The organism is Clostridium ihumii AP5 (assembly GCF_000612845.1).
In the GTDB taxonomy this organism is placed as follows: Bacteria; Bacillota; Clostridia; order Clostridiales; family Clostridiaceae; genus Clostridium_J; species Clostridium_J ihumii.
This window is the reverse complement of sequence record NZ_CCAT010000008.1, coordinates 1-14,186: the sequence shown is the minus strand read 5'-3', so window position 1 is coordinate 14,186 and position 14,186 is coordinate 1. Positions and strand designations below refer to the sequence as shown.

At 27.6% G+C, this 14,186-nt stretch carries 21 protein-coding genes and 1 pseudogene; all 22 read right to left on the bottom strand.

From position 1 onward, the window contains the following. Window positions 1-7 precede the first annotated feature (7 nt). Window positions 8-412, bottom strand: coding sequence for an HK97 gp10 family phage protein (locus BN346_RS01960; RefSeq protein WP_158644436.1), 405 nt, complete (start codon window positions 410-412; stop codon window positions 8-10). Next, the gene (locus BN346_RS01955) at window positions 405-776 is read right to left on the bottom strand and encodes a phage head closure protein (RefSeq protein ID WP_034438813.1); all 372 of its coding nucleotides are present in this window, start codon (window positions 774-776) and stop codon (window positions 405-407) included. The genes BN346_RS01960 and BN346_RS01955 overlap by 8 nt, the downstream gene beginning before the upstream one ends. After that, window positions 776-1,048 carry a phage head-tail connector protein gene (locus BN346_RS01950; RefSeq protein ID WP_034438811.1) on the bottom strand — a complete coding sequence of 91 codons (273 nt, stop codon included), beginning with the start codon at window positions 1,046-1,048 and terminating at the stop codon, window positions 776-778. Before BN346_RS01950 ends, BN346_RS01955 begins: the two co-directional genes overlap by 1 nt. Further along, complete coding sequence (locus BN346_RS01945) at window positions 1,048-2,199, bottom strand: phage major capsid protein (RefSeq protein ID WP_034438809.1); 1,152 nt, start codon at window positions 2,197-2,199, stop codon at window positions 1,048-1,050. Before BN346_RS01945 ends, BN346_RS01950 begins: the two co-directional genes overlap by 1 nt. A gap of 3 nt (window positions 2,200-2,202) precedes the next feature. Beyond that, on the bottom strand, window positions 2,203-2,859 hold the full coding sequence (locus BN346_RS01940) for an HK97 family phage prohead protease (protein ID WP_034438807.1): 657 nt from the start codon (window positions 2,857-2,859) through the stop codon (window positions 2,203-2,205). Beyond that, window positions 2,840-3,955 (bottom strand): phage portal protein, encoded by a 1,116-nt coding sequence (locus BN346_RS01935; protein ID WP_051539877.1) that lies wholly within the window; start codon window positions 3,953-3,955, stop codon window positions 2,840-2,842. The genes BN346_RS01940 and BN346_RS01935 overlap by 20 nt, the downstream gene beginning before the upstream one ends. A gap of 57 nt (window positions 3,956-4,012) precedes the next feature. Next, window positions 4,013-5,641: a terminase large subunit domain-containing protein gene (locus BN346_RS01930; RefSeq protein ID WP_034438803.1), complete on the bottom strand. Its 1,629-nt coding sequence runs from the start codon at window positions 5,639-5,641 to the stop codon at window positions 4,013-4,015. Then, window positions 5,628-6,134 (bottom strand): P27 family phage terminase small subunit, encoded by a 507-nt coding sequence (locus BN346_RS01925; RefSeq protein WP_423219649.1) that lies wholly within the window; start codon window positions 6,132-6,134, stop codon window positions 5,628-5,630. The genes BN346_RS01930 and BN346_RS01925 overlap by 14 nt, the downstream gene beginning before the upstream one ends. A 157-nt stretch (window positions 6,135-6,291) precedes the next feature. Beyond that, the gene (locus BN346_RS01920) at window positions 6,292-6,597 is read right to left on the bottom strand and encodes an HNH endonuclease (protein WP_034438799.1); all 306 of its coding nucleotides are present in this window, start codon (window positions 6,595-6,597) and stop codon (window positions 6,292-6,294) included. Between the two features lie 76 nt (window positions 6,598-6,673). Beyond that, a complete protein-coding gene (locus tag BN346_RS01915) occupies window positions 6,674-6,898 on the bottom strand; it encodes a hypothetical protein (RefSeq protein WP_034438797.1) in 225 nt (74 codons plus the stop codon). Between the two features lie 193 nt (window positions 6,899-7,091). Continuing rightward, the gene (locus BN346_RS01910; protein WP_034438795.1) at window positions 7,092-7,637 is read right to left on the bottom strand and encodes a site-specific integrase; all 546 of its coding nucleotides are present in this window, start codon (window positions 7,635-7,637) and stop codon (window positions 7,092-7,094) included. Continuing rightward, complete coding sequence (locus tag BN346_RS01905; RefSeq protein ID WP_034438793.1) at window positions 7,634-7,873, bottom strand: hypothetical protein; 240 nt, start codon at window positions 7,871-7,873, stop codon at window positions 7,634-7,636. The genes BN346_RS01910 and BN346_RS01905 overlap by 4 nt, the downstream gene beginning before the upstream one ends. Window positions 7,874-8,116: 243 nt before the next feature. Further along, window positions 8,117-9,265, bottom strand: coding sequence for a helix-turn-helix domain-containing protein (locus BN346_RS01900; RefSeq protein WP_034438892.1), 1,149 nt, complete (start codon window positions 9,263-9,265; stop codon window positions 8,117-8,119). A gap of 18 nt (window positions 9,266-9,283) precedes the next feature. Continuing rightward, window positions 9,284-9,940: a hypothetical protein gene (locus tag BN346_RS01895; RefSeq protein WP_034438791.1), complete on the bottom strand. Its 657-nt coding sequence runs from the start codon at window positions 9,938-9,940 to the stop codon at window positions 9,284-9,286. A gap of 171 nt (window positions 9,941-10,111) precedes the next feature. Then, complete coding sequence (locus tag BN346_RS01890) at window positions 10,112-10,558, bottom strand: sigma-70 RNA polymerase sigma factor region 4 domain-containing protein (protein ID WP_034438789.1); 447 nt, start codon at window positions 10,556-10,558, stop codon at window positions 10,112-10,114. Between the two features lie 14 nt (window positions 10,559-10,572). Continuing rightward, window positions 10,573-10,833, bottom strand: coding sequence for a hypothetical protein (locus BN346_RS01885; RefSeq protein WP_034438787.1), 261 nt, complete (start codon window positions 10,831-10,833; stop codon window positions 10,573-10,575). Window positions 10,834-10,941: 108 nt separating this feature from the next. Further along, window positions 10,942-11,559: a hypothetical protein gene (locus tag BN346_RS01880; protein ID WP_034438785.1), complete on the bottom strand. Its 618-nt coding sequence runs from the start codon at window positions 11,557-11,559 to the stop codon at window positions 10,942-10,944. 199 nt (window positions 11,560-11,758) lie between these two features. After that, complete coding sequence (locus BN346_RS22010) at window positions 11,759-12,298, bottom strand: DUF3850 domain-containing protein (protein WP_074432663.1); 540 nt, start codon at window positions 12,296-12,298, stop codon at window positions 11,759-11,761. A 12-nt stretch (window positions 12,299-12,310) separates the two neighbouring features. Continuing rightward, the gene (locus tag BN346_RS21470) at window positions 12,311-12,484 is read right to left on the bottom strand and encodes a DnaJ-like cysteine-rich domain-containing protein (protein WP_158644435.1); all 174 of its coding nucleotides are present in this window, start codon (window positions 12,482-12,484) and stop codon (window positions 12,311-12,313) included. Between the two features lie 58 nt (window positions 12,485-12,542). Continuing rightward, on the bottom strand, window positions 12,543-12,716 hold the full coding sequence (locus BN346_RS21465; RefSeq protein WP_158644434.1) for a hypothetical protein: 174 nt from the start codon (window positions 12,714-12,716) through the stop codon (window positions 12,543-12,545). A gap of 13 nt (window positions 12,717-12,729) precedes the next feature. Then, window positions 12,730-13,866 carry a ParB/RepB/Spo0J family partition protein gene (locus tag BN346_RS20330; RefSeq protein WP_051539874.1) on the bottom strand — a complete coding sequence of 379 codons (1,137 nt, stop codon included), beginning with the start codon at window positions 13,864-13,866 and terminating at the stop codon, window positions 12,730-12,732. Window positions 13,867-13,908: 42 nt separating this feature from the next. Next, a pseudogene (locus BN346_RS01860) lies at window positions 13,909-14,186 on the bottom strand (ParA family protein); the annotation flags it as partial.

Below are 14,186 nucleotides of genomic sequence, written 5' to 3'. Positions count from 1 at the left end.
TAACCACCTACTTCAACATTTTATTCATCCACCCATCAATTAATATTGGTAACTCTTGCTCAACTTCTTTAAAACTTCTTTCTACCATTTTTACTCCTGGAACAAAGCCAACTTCCTTACCACTTTTAGTTACCATCTTATGACCTTTTTCAATCAGATGAAGTTTAGATGATTCATTGTATAGTTTTATCTCCATTCCATCCCTATCATAACTAATCCCAGATAATTTATATTGGTCTTTTATATGTTTAGATGACTTACCTGTTGGTGTCTTTTCTTTACATTTTTTTTTAAGATTATTACCTGCTTTCCTTAATATTTTTTCTTGTCCATCAGGTACTTTTCTACTTATTTGATTTAATCTACTTTCAAAATCTTCAATCCCTTCAATTTTAAAATTAATATCACTCATTTCTATACATATCCTTTTCATCCTGTTTTTCTTCAACAAATAAAGTTGTATACGGATAGCTTATATCTACTATATCTTTTATATTAAATATTTTATCTTCAAATTTAATAAACATACTTTGATTAAATTTAATATTAGTTTTCCTTAATATTATTTTATAAACTAATTTTTGTTGTATTTTCTTATTTTCTAAATACTCTTTTCCACCAGTAAGACTTGTTATAAACACCCACATTGTACATATTTCTTTAAGCTTTTGCTCCATATCTCCAATTTCATTTTCTACTTCTTCAAATTCTAATATAGAAATTTTCCTATTAAAAACAATAGATAAATTATTCATTATTTGCTTTTTACTTAACATCACTTATCAGCTTCTTTATTTAATACTACATTTTGTATCTGCAATTGAACTAATTGTCTTTGAAAATTTTCTTCAAAATATTCCATAGCATTGTTATATGCATATCTACAATACTCAAATAAAAGCTCTTTATTAAAAGAACTAGTCTCAAAGTCAAGACTAGTTCCTGCAACTCCATTTAAATATTCTTTACCTGCTTCAATGCTTCTTATTAAGTTATTATCTTCATCATTCCATGTTATTTTTAATTTTTCTTTTAATTCTTCAATCATTATTTAGACTTTGCTTTTGGAGCTTCTGTATTTAAATTTGTAATATCAAAGACTAGGAATGATTCATTATCTTTTGGTTCACCTGTTGCATATTGCTTTGCTAAGTAAGTTCTTTCATCTTCTAAAAACTTGTATTCATCTGAGTACTCTATTTTTTGTCCTGAACCTACACCCATAAAATAATCCTTACCCATACCAGCTATTAATTTTCCTTTTGGAACCGCTATTGATTGCACTATTTTTGCAGGTATAGGCATAACTCCAAAAACATAGGTTCCTTGTTGTGTTAAAAATGTTGTTGCAGCAAATATTTTTTCCCAATAATCAACTGGATTCACTAATATTAGCACTGATGGAACTGCTCTCTTACCGCCTTTAGTTAATGGAGCCATTATATTTTTACCTAATGTTTCTGGTGTAAGGTCTGTTAATACTGATGCTTTTTTATCTGGATAAACCCCTTCAACTACAGCTCCTTTTAAATCTTTTATTACTCCTATTGGTTGGTCTTTTCCTGTGCCAGCTACAATTGCACCTTCTAAGGCTATAGCAATTGATTCGCTTAAAACAGTTCGTACATATTTATCTAGCCATTCTGGTCCTAAATCTAACATTGCTTTGCTAACTGGCATAAATGCTGATAATTTATACATATCTGTTTTAACTTTACCAAATCCATGAGAAAGTTCCTTTTTAATTGAATCTGTTAACTTACCCCACCATGCAGCTTCACAATCTGTTGTTCTTATAATCCATTCTGTTACAGCAGTAGTATTTTGAAAAGTAATCTCACTTAACAATGGATGATTTTGTTCTAAATCTTCAAATACCCTATCAAACACTGTTTTAGGTAAAGTTACATCTAAATCAGTAAATCCCCTTTTTTCAATTACTTTGTCGTAATACTTTCTTTCCTCTGTTGTTAATGTATTGCTCCCTCTTTTGTTTAAAACATTTCTATCATTCATTTCTAAATTTAACATTGACCTTGTTTCTTGCTTAGCTTCTTTTAATATGTTTTGTTGAATTCCCTCAGCCATTCTTGCTAGTGCTTCTGAAATTGCCTTTTCATCCTTTCCTTTCATAGCTTCATCTACCTGTTCTCTAATATTTTGCATGTCTACATTGTTATCTAAATTTTCCATTGCCATTATTTATTCATCCTTTCCATTTTTAAAATTAAATCCATAAAAAAAAGCTGATAATATTTCAGCTCCTCTCTTCTCATTTATTTCATTTTCCTTATTATCATTATTAGTTATTTTTGATTTTTCTTTTTCTCTCATTTCCTTTATTGAAATACTTGATAATTGTTCTGAACGACAATTAATTTCAGTATCTGAATATGCTGGTAATGGAGTTGCTGTAACTTCAAATAAATCAACTTCTGTTATATCCCTATAAAAATTCCAATCATCATCCCACCTAGTTTTTTGATTAACAATATTAAATCCAAAACTACATCCTTTAATTAATCCAAGTCTAACATTTTCTAATAAATCATTACCATCTGATGTATTGGGAATTTCTAGGCTAAATTTAAGCCCTTTTGAATCTTCTTCTAGTTCTAAATTTGAATTTGTTCTTCCTACAACTTTATTCCAATCATGATTTATTAGCATAAATTTATCTCTTGTCTTATCTGCTAAAGTTTTTAAAAATGCTCCTTGTGAAATTTTTTCATAAAAAGAATCTCCCCACCTATCTCTTAATTTAGTATATTCATCACTAAATACTGCTGCATATCCTTCAATTTTTCTTTCTTCAAGATTAGCTTTTCTAAATTCAAGGTTAACTGTTCTTTGTTCCATTTTTATCACCTCCCTTTAAATCTGGATTAAGAACTGATTGATAATTCTTAGTTACATAATGTTCCTTAGACCAAGTTTCATTAAGTGGCTCCTTACCAAGTAATTCTAAGTTGTCATCAATTGAATTTACTCCTATTCTAAATAGTAAATCCGCAGCCTTTGAAATATTAGATATATCAACATTTCTAATCCTTTGAGTATCCATTTTTACATATGTTCTATCTATAAAATTCTCCTTACCATACATTTTGCGATTAATCTCACTTGTTATAAGTTTTGCTATTGGATTTATACAAAACATTAAAAAATTATCTGTTTGACCTTCAACTCCTGCAATATCTCCCTTAATTACTCCAGCTGGAACATGAAATGCAGCTGCAACGAAATCTATAATATCATTTATTACTGCTCTTACATCTCTACTATCTTTATTTATTGTGCTATTCTTATTTGTTTCATTAAATTTATAAGTATTGGAAAGTGGTAACACCGCATTATCTGCTTCTAAATATTTTTTAAAGTCTTTTTCCATTAATCTATCAAAATTTTCTTTTGCTGGCCCTTGAATTGGAGCCTGTCCTTGTATTTCTAAAATTCCTTTTGTTCCATTCGCTTTTCTGAATGATGCCATTGATACACCTAATAACTTACTATAATCATCATAAAGTCCATCAATTACTTTTTTTATATTTGCATCATTTAGTTTTAAATAAATTACATCTGATTCTTTAAATAATTCTCTTAATGTATATCCTCTAACAACTACATTTTTATAAATATCTTCATAATAAACATATTCTGAGTGATTAAAACTATCAGCTACAAATAATTGTTCATTTAATTGGACTATTAGACATTCATTTTCATAAACTAAGTTTGAAACTACTTGCATCCAAAATTCAGTAGCATTTTGATTTATGTTAGGCTCTACATTAAATAAATAATAATTGTTCTTTTTAATAGGCTTTCCTCTTTCATATGTTTCAAATTCTGCAAGTACTAAAGCATTAGTTATTATTGAAATGCATGATTGTATTGCAAATTCCTTGTAAAATATCTCTGCTTTAATATTACTTGATATAGTCTTTCCTTCCATTTGTGCACTGAATATATTGTTAAAAAAGTTCTTTATCCCTATTTCTTCTCACCTCCTTTAATATGAATAGCATCCAAAATAAGTTGTGTTTAAAACACTTTGAGGTATATTTTCATCTTCTGTTAAAGCATGTAGAAATGCAAAAAAGCCATCAGTTTTCCTCAACTTAGGCTCAATTTTTTTATAACTTTTATTTCCTTTTTTATCTGTATCTACATAAACATTATTAGTATACCAACGCATCATAGGATCATCACCAAATATAACATTTTCATTAGCAAATAATTGTTCTATTAATGGTGCTAATTTATTATGCGTTATATATCCATTTCCAACTTCATTTAATGGAAGTCCTACCTCACTAAATGCACTTGCTAACAAAGATTTCCTAAATCTATCAGCTTTAATATCTAATATATTATATTTACTAGACATATCTAAAAACCACTCTGCAATATATTTAGGTTCTACAGTATCTTCTTTAAGAATTGTACATAATCCCATTTGCTTTGCCAGTTCAACATCAAATTTAATTGGTCTGCCTGGTATTTCTAAAGCTTTATGACAAATAAATGTATGATGCAGCCATATTCTTTTTTCTCCATACTTAAATAACAATCCACATCCTACGAAATCTCTTATACTCGCATAGTCTACTCCACCTATACAAGAACAACCCAATATTTCAGGTATTTCTTGATTAGTAGCTTTTATCTTATCCCATTCAGCTACAACAGTGTATGCATCTTCTGCTGGTCTATTCATTCTCTTAGTCATAAATTCAATAGCTAGTTGTGGTTGATATTGCATGTCCTCATATTCCTGTTCCATTTCAAGCTTTAAATGTTTGAAATATCTTATAGATGGATTAGCTTTTTCCCAAAGTTCTTTTTTATCAACCTCTTTATCATCATCCAATCTATAAATAATTGGTAACATCCTCATTGTTTTATTTTCACCCTTTAAAATATCTTCAGCAATTTCCAAATAATCATCAAGTACACCGCCTCTGACATTTCCATTAGTAGTAATCATAAATATTCTTGAATGTTCTTTTTTACCTAAAGCTGATTTAAAAACTTTAATATTAGAATAATCTTCATATTCATGTATTTCATCAAAAATTACACAAGCAGGTCTTAAACCATCTTTTGTTCTAGCATTGGATGTATTAAATTTTAAATATGATCGTGTCTTTTTATATACTATTTTTTCTTTAGTATAATAAAATGCTTTTTGTAATTTTTTATTATCATCTATAACTTCGTAAACATCCTCAAAGCTTGTTTTAGCTTGACTTTCACTATTAGCAACTATATCAACATTATATCCCCTTTTACCATGAAATGAAGTAGTAAAGTACCAACTTAATGGACTTATAAATCCATTTTTCCCAGCACCTCTGCCCATCATTATAAGAAAGGTATTCCAAACAACAGTATTATCATCATAGTAACAATGAACTAATCCTATGATAAATTTTTCCCATGGTAACAATTCAAATGGAAAGTACTCATGTATCTTTTCTATTGCCTTATCAATCTTTTCTGAATCTATATACACATTAGATTGTGATAACTTTTCTTTTACCAATCTTATCATTGCTTTTATATCTTTATTAGTTACTACAGTTCCACTTTCAACAAAGTTAATATATTCATCAATATGTTTATTAAATATCGTCATAATCATCAACCTTTGGTGATGGTTTTAGTCCTAGCTCACTTAAAATCTTAAGCATCTGTGCACTTGTCTTATTAAGTTCTGGTATACTATCATTTTTTTTCATTCCAACTTGTTTACCATTATTCCATTCAACTGATACACCTCTTTCTTTTATATCAGCTATTAATCTATTTTTTATATCCCATAGAGCCATATAGTCATTTACTAAATCCTCATAATGCTTTCCATGAGTTTCATTTTCTTTTAACTGTTTTAATAAATCTTCTTTTATTTCAACAGCTACTTTATTATTTCCCAAATTTTGCACACTTGCACCCTTGCACCCTTTTTTTTGTGTGCAACTTCTGCTCCACTTATATCTTTTTTGCCAACTCTTAACTGTATTTAAAGATACTTCATATTTTTCTGCTATATCTTTATATTTCATTCCTGAAATGTAGTCTTTATATGCATTTTCACTTAATGCTAATTTTTCCCTTTCATTCAAAATCACCACCTCACTTTATGATTTATTTTTATACTTTGCACCCTTTTTTTCTTAGGGTGCACCCCCCTCATGAAAACCTTCAAAAATATCTCTTGTCCATAACACCCCCCGGTCTATAGAAAATCTTTAAAATCCAATTTTTTTAATAGGGGGGCTATATATTTTACCACCGTTCTTCGTTAGTAAACTTAGGTTTAGAAGTTTTTAAATGTTTCTCATGTATAAGGTTGTGACACCTATTACATAAACTAGTTAAGTTATTAATATCTAGTGCTAACTCTGGATATTGTTTTAGCTCCTTTATATGATGTACACAATCAGCATGTCTAAATCTTCCTTGCCTCTTGCACTCTTGACATTCAAAGTTATCTCTTATCAATGCCTCTTTCCGTTTCTTTACCCACTTGTAAGTCTTGTAAAACTTATTTATTTCTTTATCAGCTTCATATCTTTTAAATCTAACTACCATTTAATCACCATTCTTCACTAATTTTAAAATAAAAAGAACCCATATTAATGAGTTCCTTTTATCAAAATATTTCATTTTAATCTACTGAATTTTCTTTTAAAAGTATCTGAAATTCAATTTCTTCATCACTCACATTTAAATGTGTTCCTGTTACATATCCCCAAAATGAATCCTCTCCACTAAAATTTACTTGTATTTCACTTCCCTTTCGTGAAATTATTGGAAGTATATCTTTTAGTTCTTCTAATTCTTTAGATATTAACTCATTTCCTCCATCTTCATCACAAAATATAACTTTCATTTTATATCATCCCCTTTTAAAATTCTAATTCTATAAAAATATCTAAAATCCTTTTTAAATCAAACATATCTAATATTCTGTTAAACTCATTCAACATATCTTAAGTATTTATTTTTCAATACTTTAATATCATTTCTTAAAAATCAGTTTAACATAGTCTCATTATGTTAAGCTTTACTGTTTTAAAAAATATTTAGATACTAAAATTCCTTCTAGCCTTATTCATTTCATCTTGAATAATTCCAATATATCTTAATGTTATTGATGGATCACTATGGTTAAACATCTTCATTAATGTTCCTACATCTTTGGTTTGCCTATAATAGTGATAACCGAAAGTTTTTCTAAGTGTGTGAGTTCCTAAGTTTTCTATTCCAAAATCTTCTCCAACTTGTTTAATTATTTCATAAGCTCTTACTCTTGATAATGGTTTATTAACTCCTTCTCTACTTCTAATTAAGTATTCATCTAATTGTTTATCTGAGCAATACCATTTGTATTCTTTTTCTAAAAGCTTATTAATTTCTATTATGTTTTGTTTTGAAGTCTTTTTCTCCCTAAGATATATAAATCTTTTTTCTTTAACATCTTGAACTTTAAGCCTTAGTATATCTGATATTCTTAAACCTGTATAAACTCCTGTAATAAAAAGAATATAATCTCTTTCATTTGTTCTTTTTAAATAATCCTGTATATCTCTAACCTTTTGATTATCTCTAATAGGCTCAACAAAATTCATTTTGTCACCTGCCTTATAGCTCCATGTATCTTTTTATATACTCTTTCATTCATACACTCTTTTAAACTATCTTCAATTTTCAAGCTTTTTACTTTTCTATTGTTGCAGTAAGGACATGCTATATATCCTTTAAATTTTTCTACATCTTCTGTTAATAATACAAATTCTTTCTTACAACCTGTACACTTATAGGAACTATATATCTTTACCACATCCTCACCTACTTTCTTTTGCATATAAAAAAGACTAAGATTTCTCCTAGTCTTTTAGAACAGCTATATTTTTCCCTGAGTGCTTGCCGTTTTATTTTTTTTACTATCTATATCATAACACAAGTTTCATATAATTTTGTTTCTATTTTTTTCTTATTGTTGTTCATTTGTTTCATTTTTAACTTTATTTGTTTCTTAAAGTTTTATTAAAACTTATAAAAAATAAAGTCACTATATCTATATTAATTTTATTTTTAGCTAATGTTCCTATTTAATTAACTGTAGAATATTATTAGATTTCTCAAAGAAATTTTTTTCCAATGAATACAGTTCTATTGCTTCATTTGGATTTAATTTTAATTTATCTAACAAAGATTCTTTAGTAAAAATATTGTTATCTAATAGTACCTCGAATGCCTGTTTGAATAGATATGGTTTTTCTTTATTAATCTCTTTATCTAATGGCTCATTTTTATAGTAACCATATTTTATCATCTGAGAATTTAAATATCTTATCTGATTATCTGTTAATATATTAGCCATTTGACACCTTTTTATCATTGCACTTATAGATACATTCCATTTGCCTTTCAGTAATATAAAACTATCTATAGATGATGATATCACTTCTCTATTAAATTCTTCTAATGGTAACAAGAATGCTGATGCAAAATAGTTAGCTTGATATTCTATTCTAGCTGCTAAATCTTTGTCATTTTTTAATTCTTCTTTATCTATTTCTCTATGCATCAATAAATGACCTAATTCATGTGCTAAATCAAATCTTGATCTACATGCTGATTCCTTATCATTTCCTAAAAATATATATGGATACTCATTATCCCAAGTTGAAAATGCATCTATTTTCTTATTTCCTATTTTTATTCTTGTTATAATAAATCCATTATCTTGCAATAATTCTACTAGATTTCCTATTGGTGCCTGCCCTATTCTCCAAAAGTTCCTTAGTTTTAACACCATGTCTTCTATATCTATTTCTGTTATACTATCAACATCTAGTTCACCAAAATTAGGTATATTTATGCTTGGAAGTCTAAAATATTCATTTAAGAATTCATAAGTATTTTTTATCCACTTTATTTTTACTTTGCATGCATCTTTAAGCTTATTTGTTATATTTTTATTGCTTCTAAAATAGATTATATTATCTTTTTCTTCTATGCTTTCATCATTACAGAAAAATTTAATTGGAAAATCTAATTTATCCATTATTTTCATAAGTATTACTGGACTAGGACTTGTTTTCCCTTGTTCATATTGTGATACCGCTTGACTTGATACACCTATAATCCTTGATAATTCAGCTTGTGATAATCCTCTTGCAATTCTTGCTTCCTTCAATTTTTTTGGAACTATTTTATTGTTTTTAATAGAACCAAATTCGATAACTTTCATAGCCATCATTTCACCTTTCTAGTTTCCATATATAACCTTCTTTGCCTTATCCTTAAGTTCAACTATTCTCTTCTCTACATTTTCATCCTGTGCACTAATTTTAACTGTTTCATTAAATTCATCTAGTGCATTAAAAGTTTCTATTGAAGATTTCATATCAGAATTTGGAATTATAAAATCTATATGATCAAATTCTTTTCCATTAATTCCATAACTCAGAATTACAAATGTTCTTTTTTCTTGTTGTACTTCTAACTCCCTATTATCAAGTATAACTAATTTAATTTGTTTTTCATGTTTTGAGTTTATCTTTGCTTCATCAAGCATATATTTAGAAATTTTATTACCATTATATAATTTATTAGATTTATTTTTACTTATTTTCATTCTTGCGAAATCATTTTGTAAAAATAAAGCCTTGTTTCCAAATCCATTTATTTTCTTTATTTCAATTTTAAAAGGAAAATCTTTTGATAATATGTCTTCTTCAAATTGCCTCTTTACAAAAAAATTTAGAACTCTTGATCTTATTTCAGAGAAAAACTCAGAATCTTCTAGTTGTGGATTATCTTTCAATAGCCTATTATATACCGAAACTCCAATATAAATTACTTTGTATATTTTTTCCCTATCATCCTTTTTTATTAAAGACTCTACCGCAAAATTTGTTTTCATACCCATCACCCTTTTTTTATATATTATATCTGTAATATTATCACTCATTTTTGTATATTTCAATATTTTCATCAAGTAAATACATATTTTTTAGTTTTTTTATCAATTACAAATACTATATATTATGATGATAATTATTTTTAATTCATTTGTTTTTTAAATTATATATATTTATAAGAAAACTGCTTGTGCTATCCTCTTCATTGTATTCTTTTTCATTTTACTTAATGCACTTTTGCTCAAGTTCATTTGGTTTGCAACATTTTTAAATGATATTTTTTTTCTATAAATACTTTCTATTATATCTCTTTCTTGCAATTCTAATGCCTCTAGTGCATTATTAAGCTTTGTCATAATTAGTTTTTTTTCACTTAATATAACTTGTAATTCTTTTATTTTATCACTGTTTTGTACTACTGCTCTTTCTACTGGATTATTAACTTTATTAGTTCTTCCTCCACTTTCTGAAGAATAATCTATACTTTTATATCCTTCTTGCAAATTCTTAAAATACTCTATTTCTAACTCTAAATTAGTTATTGTTGCATTTTCCATATCATATTCTCTTAAAATACTTTCAACTTGATTTTGATATTCAATTTCCAATTCCTTATTCAATTTGTTTCCCACCCTTACTTCAAACTCTTTAATCTTTTATTATGTTTTTTCCTCTTCTCTTTTTGCATAACTCCTTTTTTTCTTAAAATATTTGCTTTAGACATTACTGTTTGTATGGTTCTCTCAAGAGCATAACTTATTTCCTCTGGACCAATTTTGTCATACCAATTAATCAAATAATCTAATTCATCTTTTGACCATCTTTTCCCATTATTACTATGGTAAGCAGGATTATATTTCATCCTGCCCCACTTATCATATTGAATTTCATTCATAACCTCACCTTATTTTTGCATTTTGACATAAAAAAATACCGCAGATTCATTTCTGAATAATACGGTATTTTAACAATATAAAACTAGAAACAATCTTATACATTGTTTCTAGTAAAATAGTGCTCCTAGATTTATAACTGATTCAACCTTATTAAGAATATCTATATTATTATCTTTACATTTTTTAAGAAACTTTTTATAAACTTTGGCATTTGGAACTAATATTGATACTTGTGATAAATCAAATTTAAGTTTATCTGGAACTCGCCATTCTCTCTCATGAGTCCAATCGATAAAATTCTTCTCGTCACTTAAATCCAGATTAACTATTCTCCACCATTCATTATGTGGAAGATACATTTTTGCATCTTCAGTTCTATCATAAATTACTGGTCTTCCGTTATTTTTATAAACATATGATTTTGAGAATAACAATCCAAACCCTAAGTAACGAATTTTCCTATTTTCATCATTTTCGCGTAATTTTTGTTCATAGTATATATTTTGAGTAAGTGAATATAATGGGGTATCTTGTAGACATACGGCTCTTTTATTCCCACAAATAAAACCAGATTCAGTTGTACTACCCTCTATACACTCGTCATTTAAAATTTTTATAAGCACATCTAAAGCATTCATTGATGCACTTGGCTTAGTTAGATGAACCAATTGTGAAGTTATATCATTTCGTTCAGCTATTCTTTTTTTCCAATCTTTAAAATTCATTACTCTTCACCTTTTTATATGAAAGATAATATTAACTAAGAAATATAAAAAATAAATATATTTGTTAATTTAATTCTCACCAATATTTCATTTATAAGTATAACATATTATTACATATATTTTTAACACCGTACTATTCAAATTTCAAAGAACATTTTTCTAGTTAATTAAGTTGCAATATAATCAAAATTTGACAGAACTAATAGAATAAAACTTCTTTCAAATTTATATATTCTTCTGCATCACACATACTGAACGTATCTTCGTGCCAACCATCTTCATCATGGTCATATTTATAATAATAAACTTCTCCATCCTCATTTATTAAAGGGTTAGTTATAGTATCATATGCTGGTACTCCTACTGGATAATATGTCATAACTTCTTTATTCAAGAATGGACAATATATCTCTCCCCACTCATTCATGTTTGATTTCCACTCTAACTCTACATCTTCATCTATAGGTTTAATTCCTAATATAGCGTAGTCTTTAATTAATCCCATACTTTCTGTTTCATCTTTAAATATATAAGTTATTTGCCTTAATATCTTATTCCCACTAAAGTAAGTTTCAGCCCCTTCAATGGTTTCATATTTTTCTTTCAAGTTAAATTCTTTAAGCATTAGAACGTCTCCAACTTGAAAATCTCTATCATCTTTTCTTAATTCAAAGTTCTTTTTTTCTTCTTTAATTGCATTAAAGTATTGTGGTAATATTTTTAATTCATGTATTTTCATTATTCTCACCTCTTAATTAATCTCATATGTTGTATTCAGCTTACACATTCTACATGTTTCGCAAGGTTCATCTCCATCTTTATTTGCATATCCTTCGCATAGGCTATCATATTGCTTAGGTGTTCCGATTCCTAAAGATATGCCTTCTTTAATCACACTACAATTTTTTAAAGTTCTCTTAGCCAACTTTAAACACTTCCTTTATTCGTTTAATAATCAAATCATTCATTTTCTAACTTTTAAATTATTTTATATTTGTATTTGGAATATAAATTATAGTTTCACTCACTTCTAACACCATTACATCCTTTTTACCTTTTTTATATAAGTTATTAGCTTTTATCTTTGCTGCGTCTAATCTTTTAGAAGGTATATGGACAATTCCGCCACCATAACCTTTATAAGTAACAACTAACATAAATTTACCTCCTCTATATCCTAAATCCACATATAGGACAACTTATATATTCAATTTCATCAACCACTCCAGTATTGTTGTCTACAATAAAAGATTTACGTGATGTTGATTCAATGTAAAATGAAAAATTTCCACCTTTAGATGATATTGAAGTTTCTCCTCTACAAAAACTACATCCTTTCTTTTGTTCTATCTTTGTTTTTTCTATAATAATGCTTTCTTTTTCATTGCTTTCTTCTACTGTTATTTGCTCTTGGTTTTCTATATCATCTATTTCATTAATCGTTTCTGCTTGATTTTCTTCTATAATAGTCTCTTTTATAAATTCTTCTTCCTTTTGTTCCTCTTGGTGTATATCTTCCTTATGTCCTTCTACTTCACTTTCATTTCTTAAAATATCTATTTGACCTGGTATTTGTTTACACTCTTCTGCTTGTCTTTTTAGTTCCCTTACATCCTCTAATGAAACATCATTGTTATTTAATAAATCCTCTAATTTGTCTTGCATAGATTCCGAAAGTTGAGATGCTTCATATGCAACTGAAAAATTAATTCTATTATCTTTTAATGCATCAATTAACTTTTCATTAAGATTATTTTTAACAGCCTTATACCTAGCTAATTTTGTTGCTGAAATACTAGTTATTTCTGAAAGTAAATCTCTAGTTCTTCCTTTAATACCCGATTCTTTCTTTAGTTCCAATACCAACTCTTCTATTTCTATTACTTGTCTCATTTTTTCATAATCACTCAATTCCCTTTGAGTTGAATTGGTCATTATTATCGTTAATTTATCTAATATTTCATTAGTTTTATTTTTAACTCTACATGGTACAAACTTATATTCTTCTTTTCCTTCTTTGACCAATTCTATAGATGCTAATCTTCTTCTATGCCCTGCAAGTACTTTGTATTTACCTTGTGCCAATTCTTTTACTATTAAGTTTTGTTCTATCCCTAACAGCTCTATAGATTGTTTCATTTTTTCAATATCTTTTATATCGTAAAAATTTTCCTTTGATGGTTCTAAGTCAAAAACATTTATTAATCTTATATCAAATGTATCTTCCTCTGTATCTTCCTCTATTTCCTCTTTAATGCTTTCCTTTGAATGTTGATTTAATATGTCTGTTAAACTGAACTTTGACACTTTAACACCTCCAAATGTGTCCAATTTGGACACATTTTAAAATTAACTTTCTAAATATTCCTCTACCAGCTTTAAATAATCTCTTGCAGCTCCACACCTTCTTGAATATAGAATTATTGGCATTTTAGCAAATGTACTTTCATCTACTTTTTCTGTTCTCCTAATATGTGTTGTAAAAATTGGATATTCCTTTTGAGCCTTTAGCCATTCCTCTCCTTGCTTGTTTACTTCATTCCTCGCATACTGAGTTACAAAACACCCTTTGAAATTCAACTTAGAATTTAAGTCCTCTTTAGTGTTTTCTATTTGCTCTTTTAACT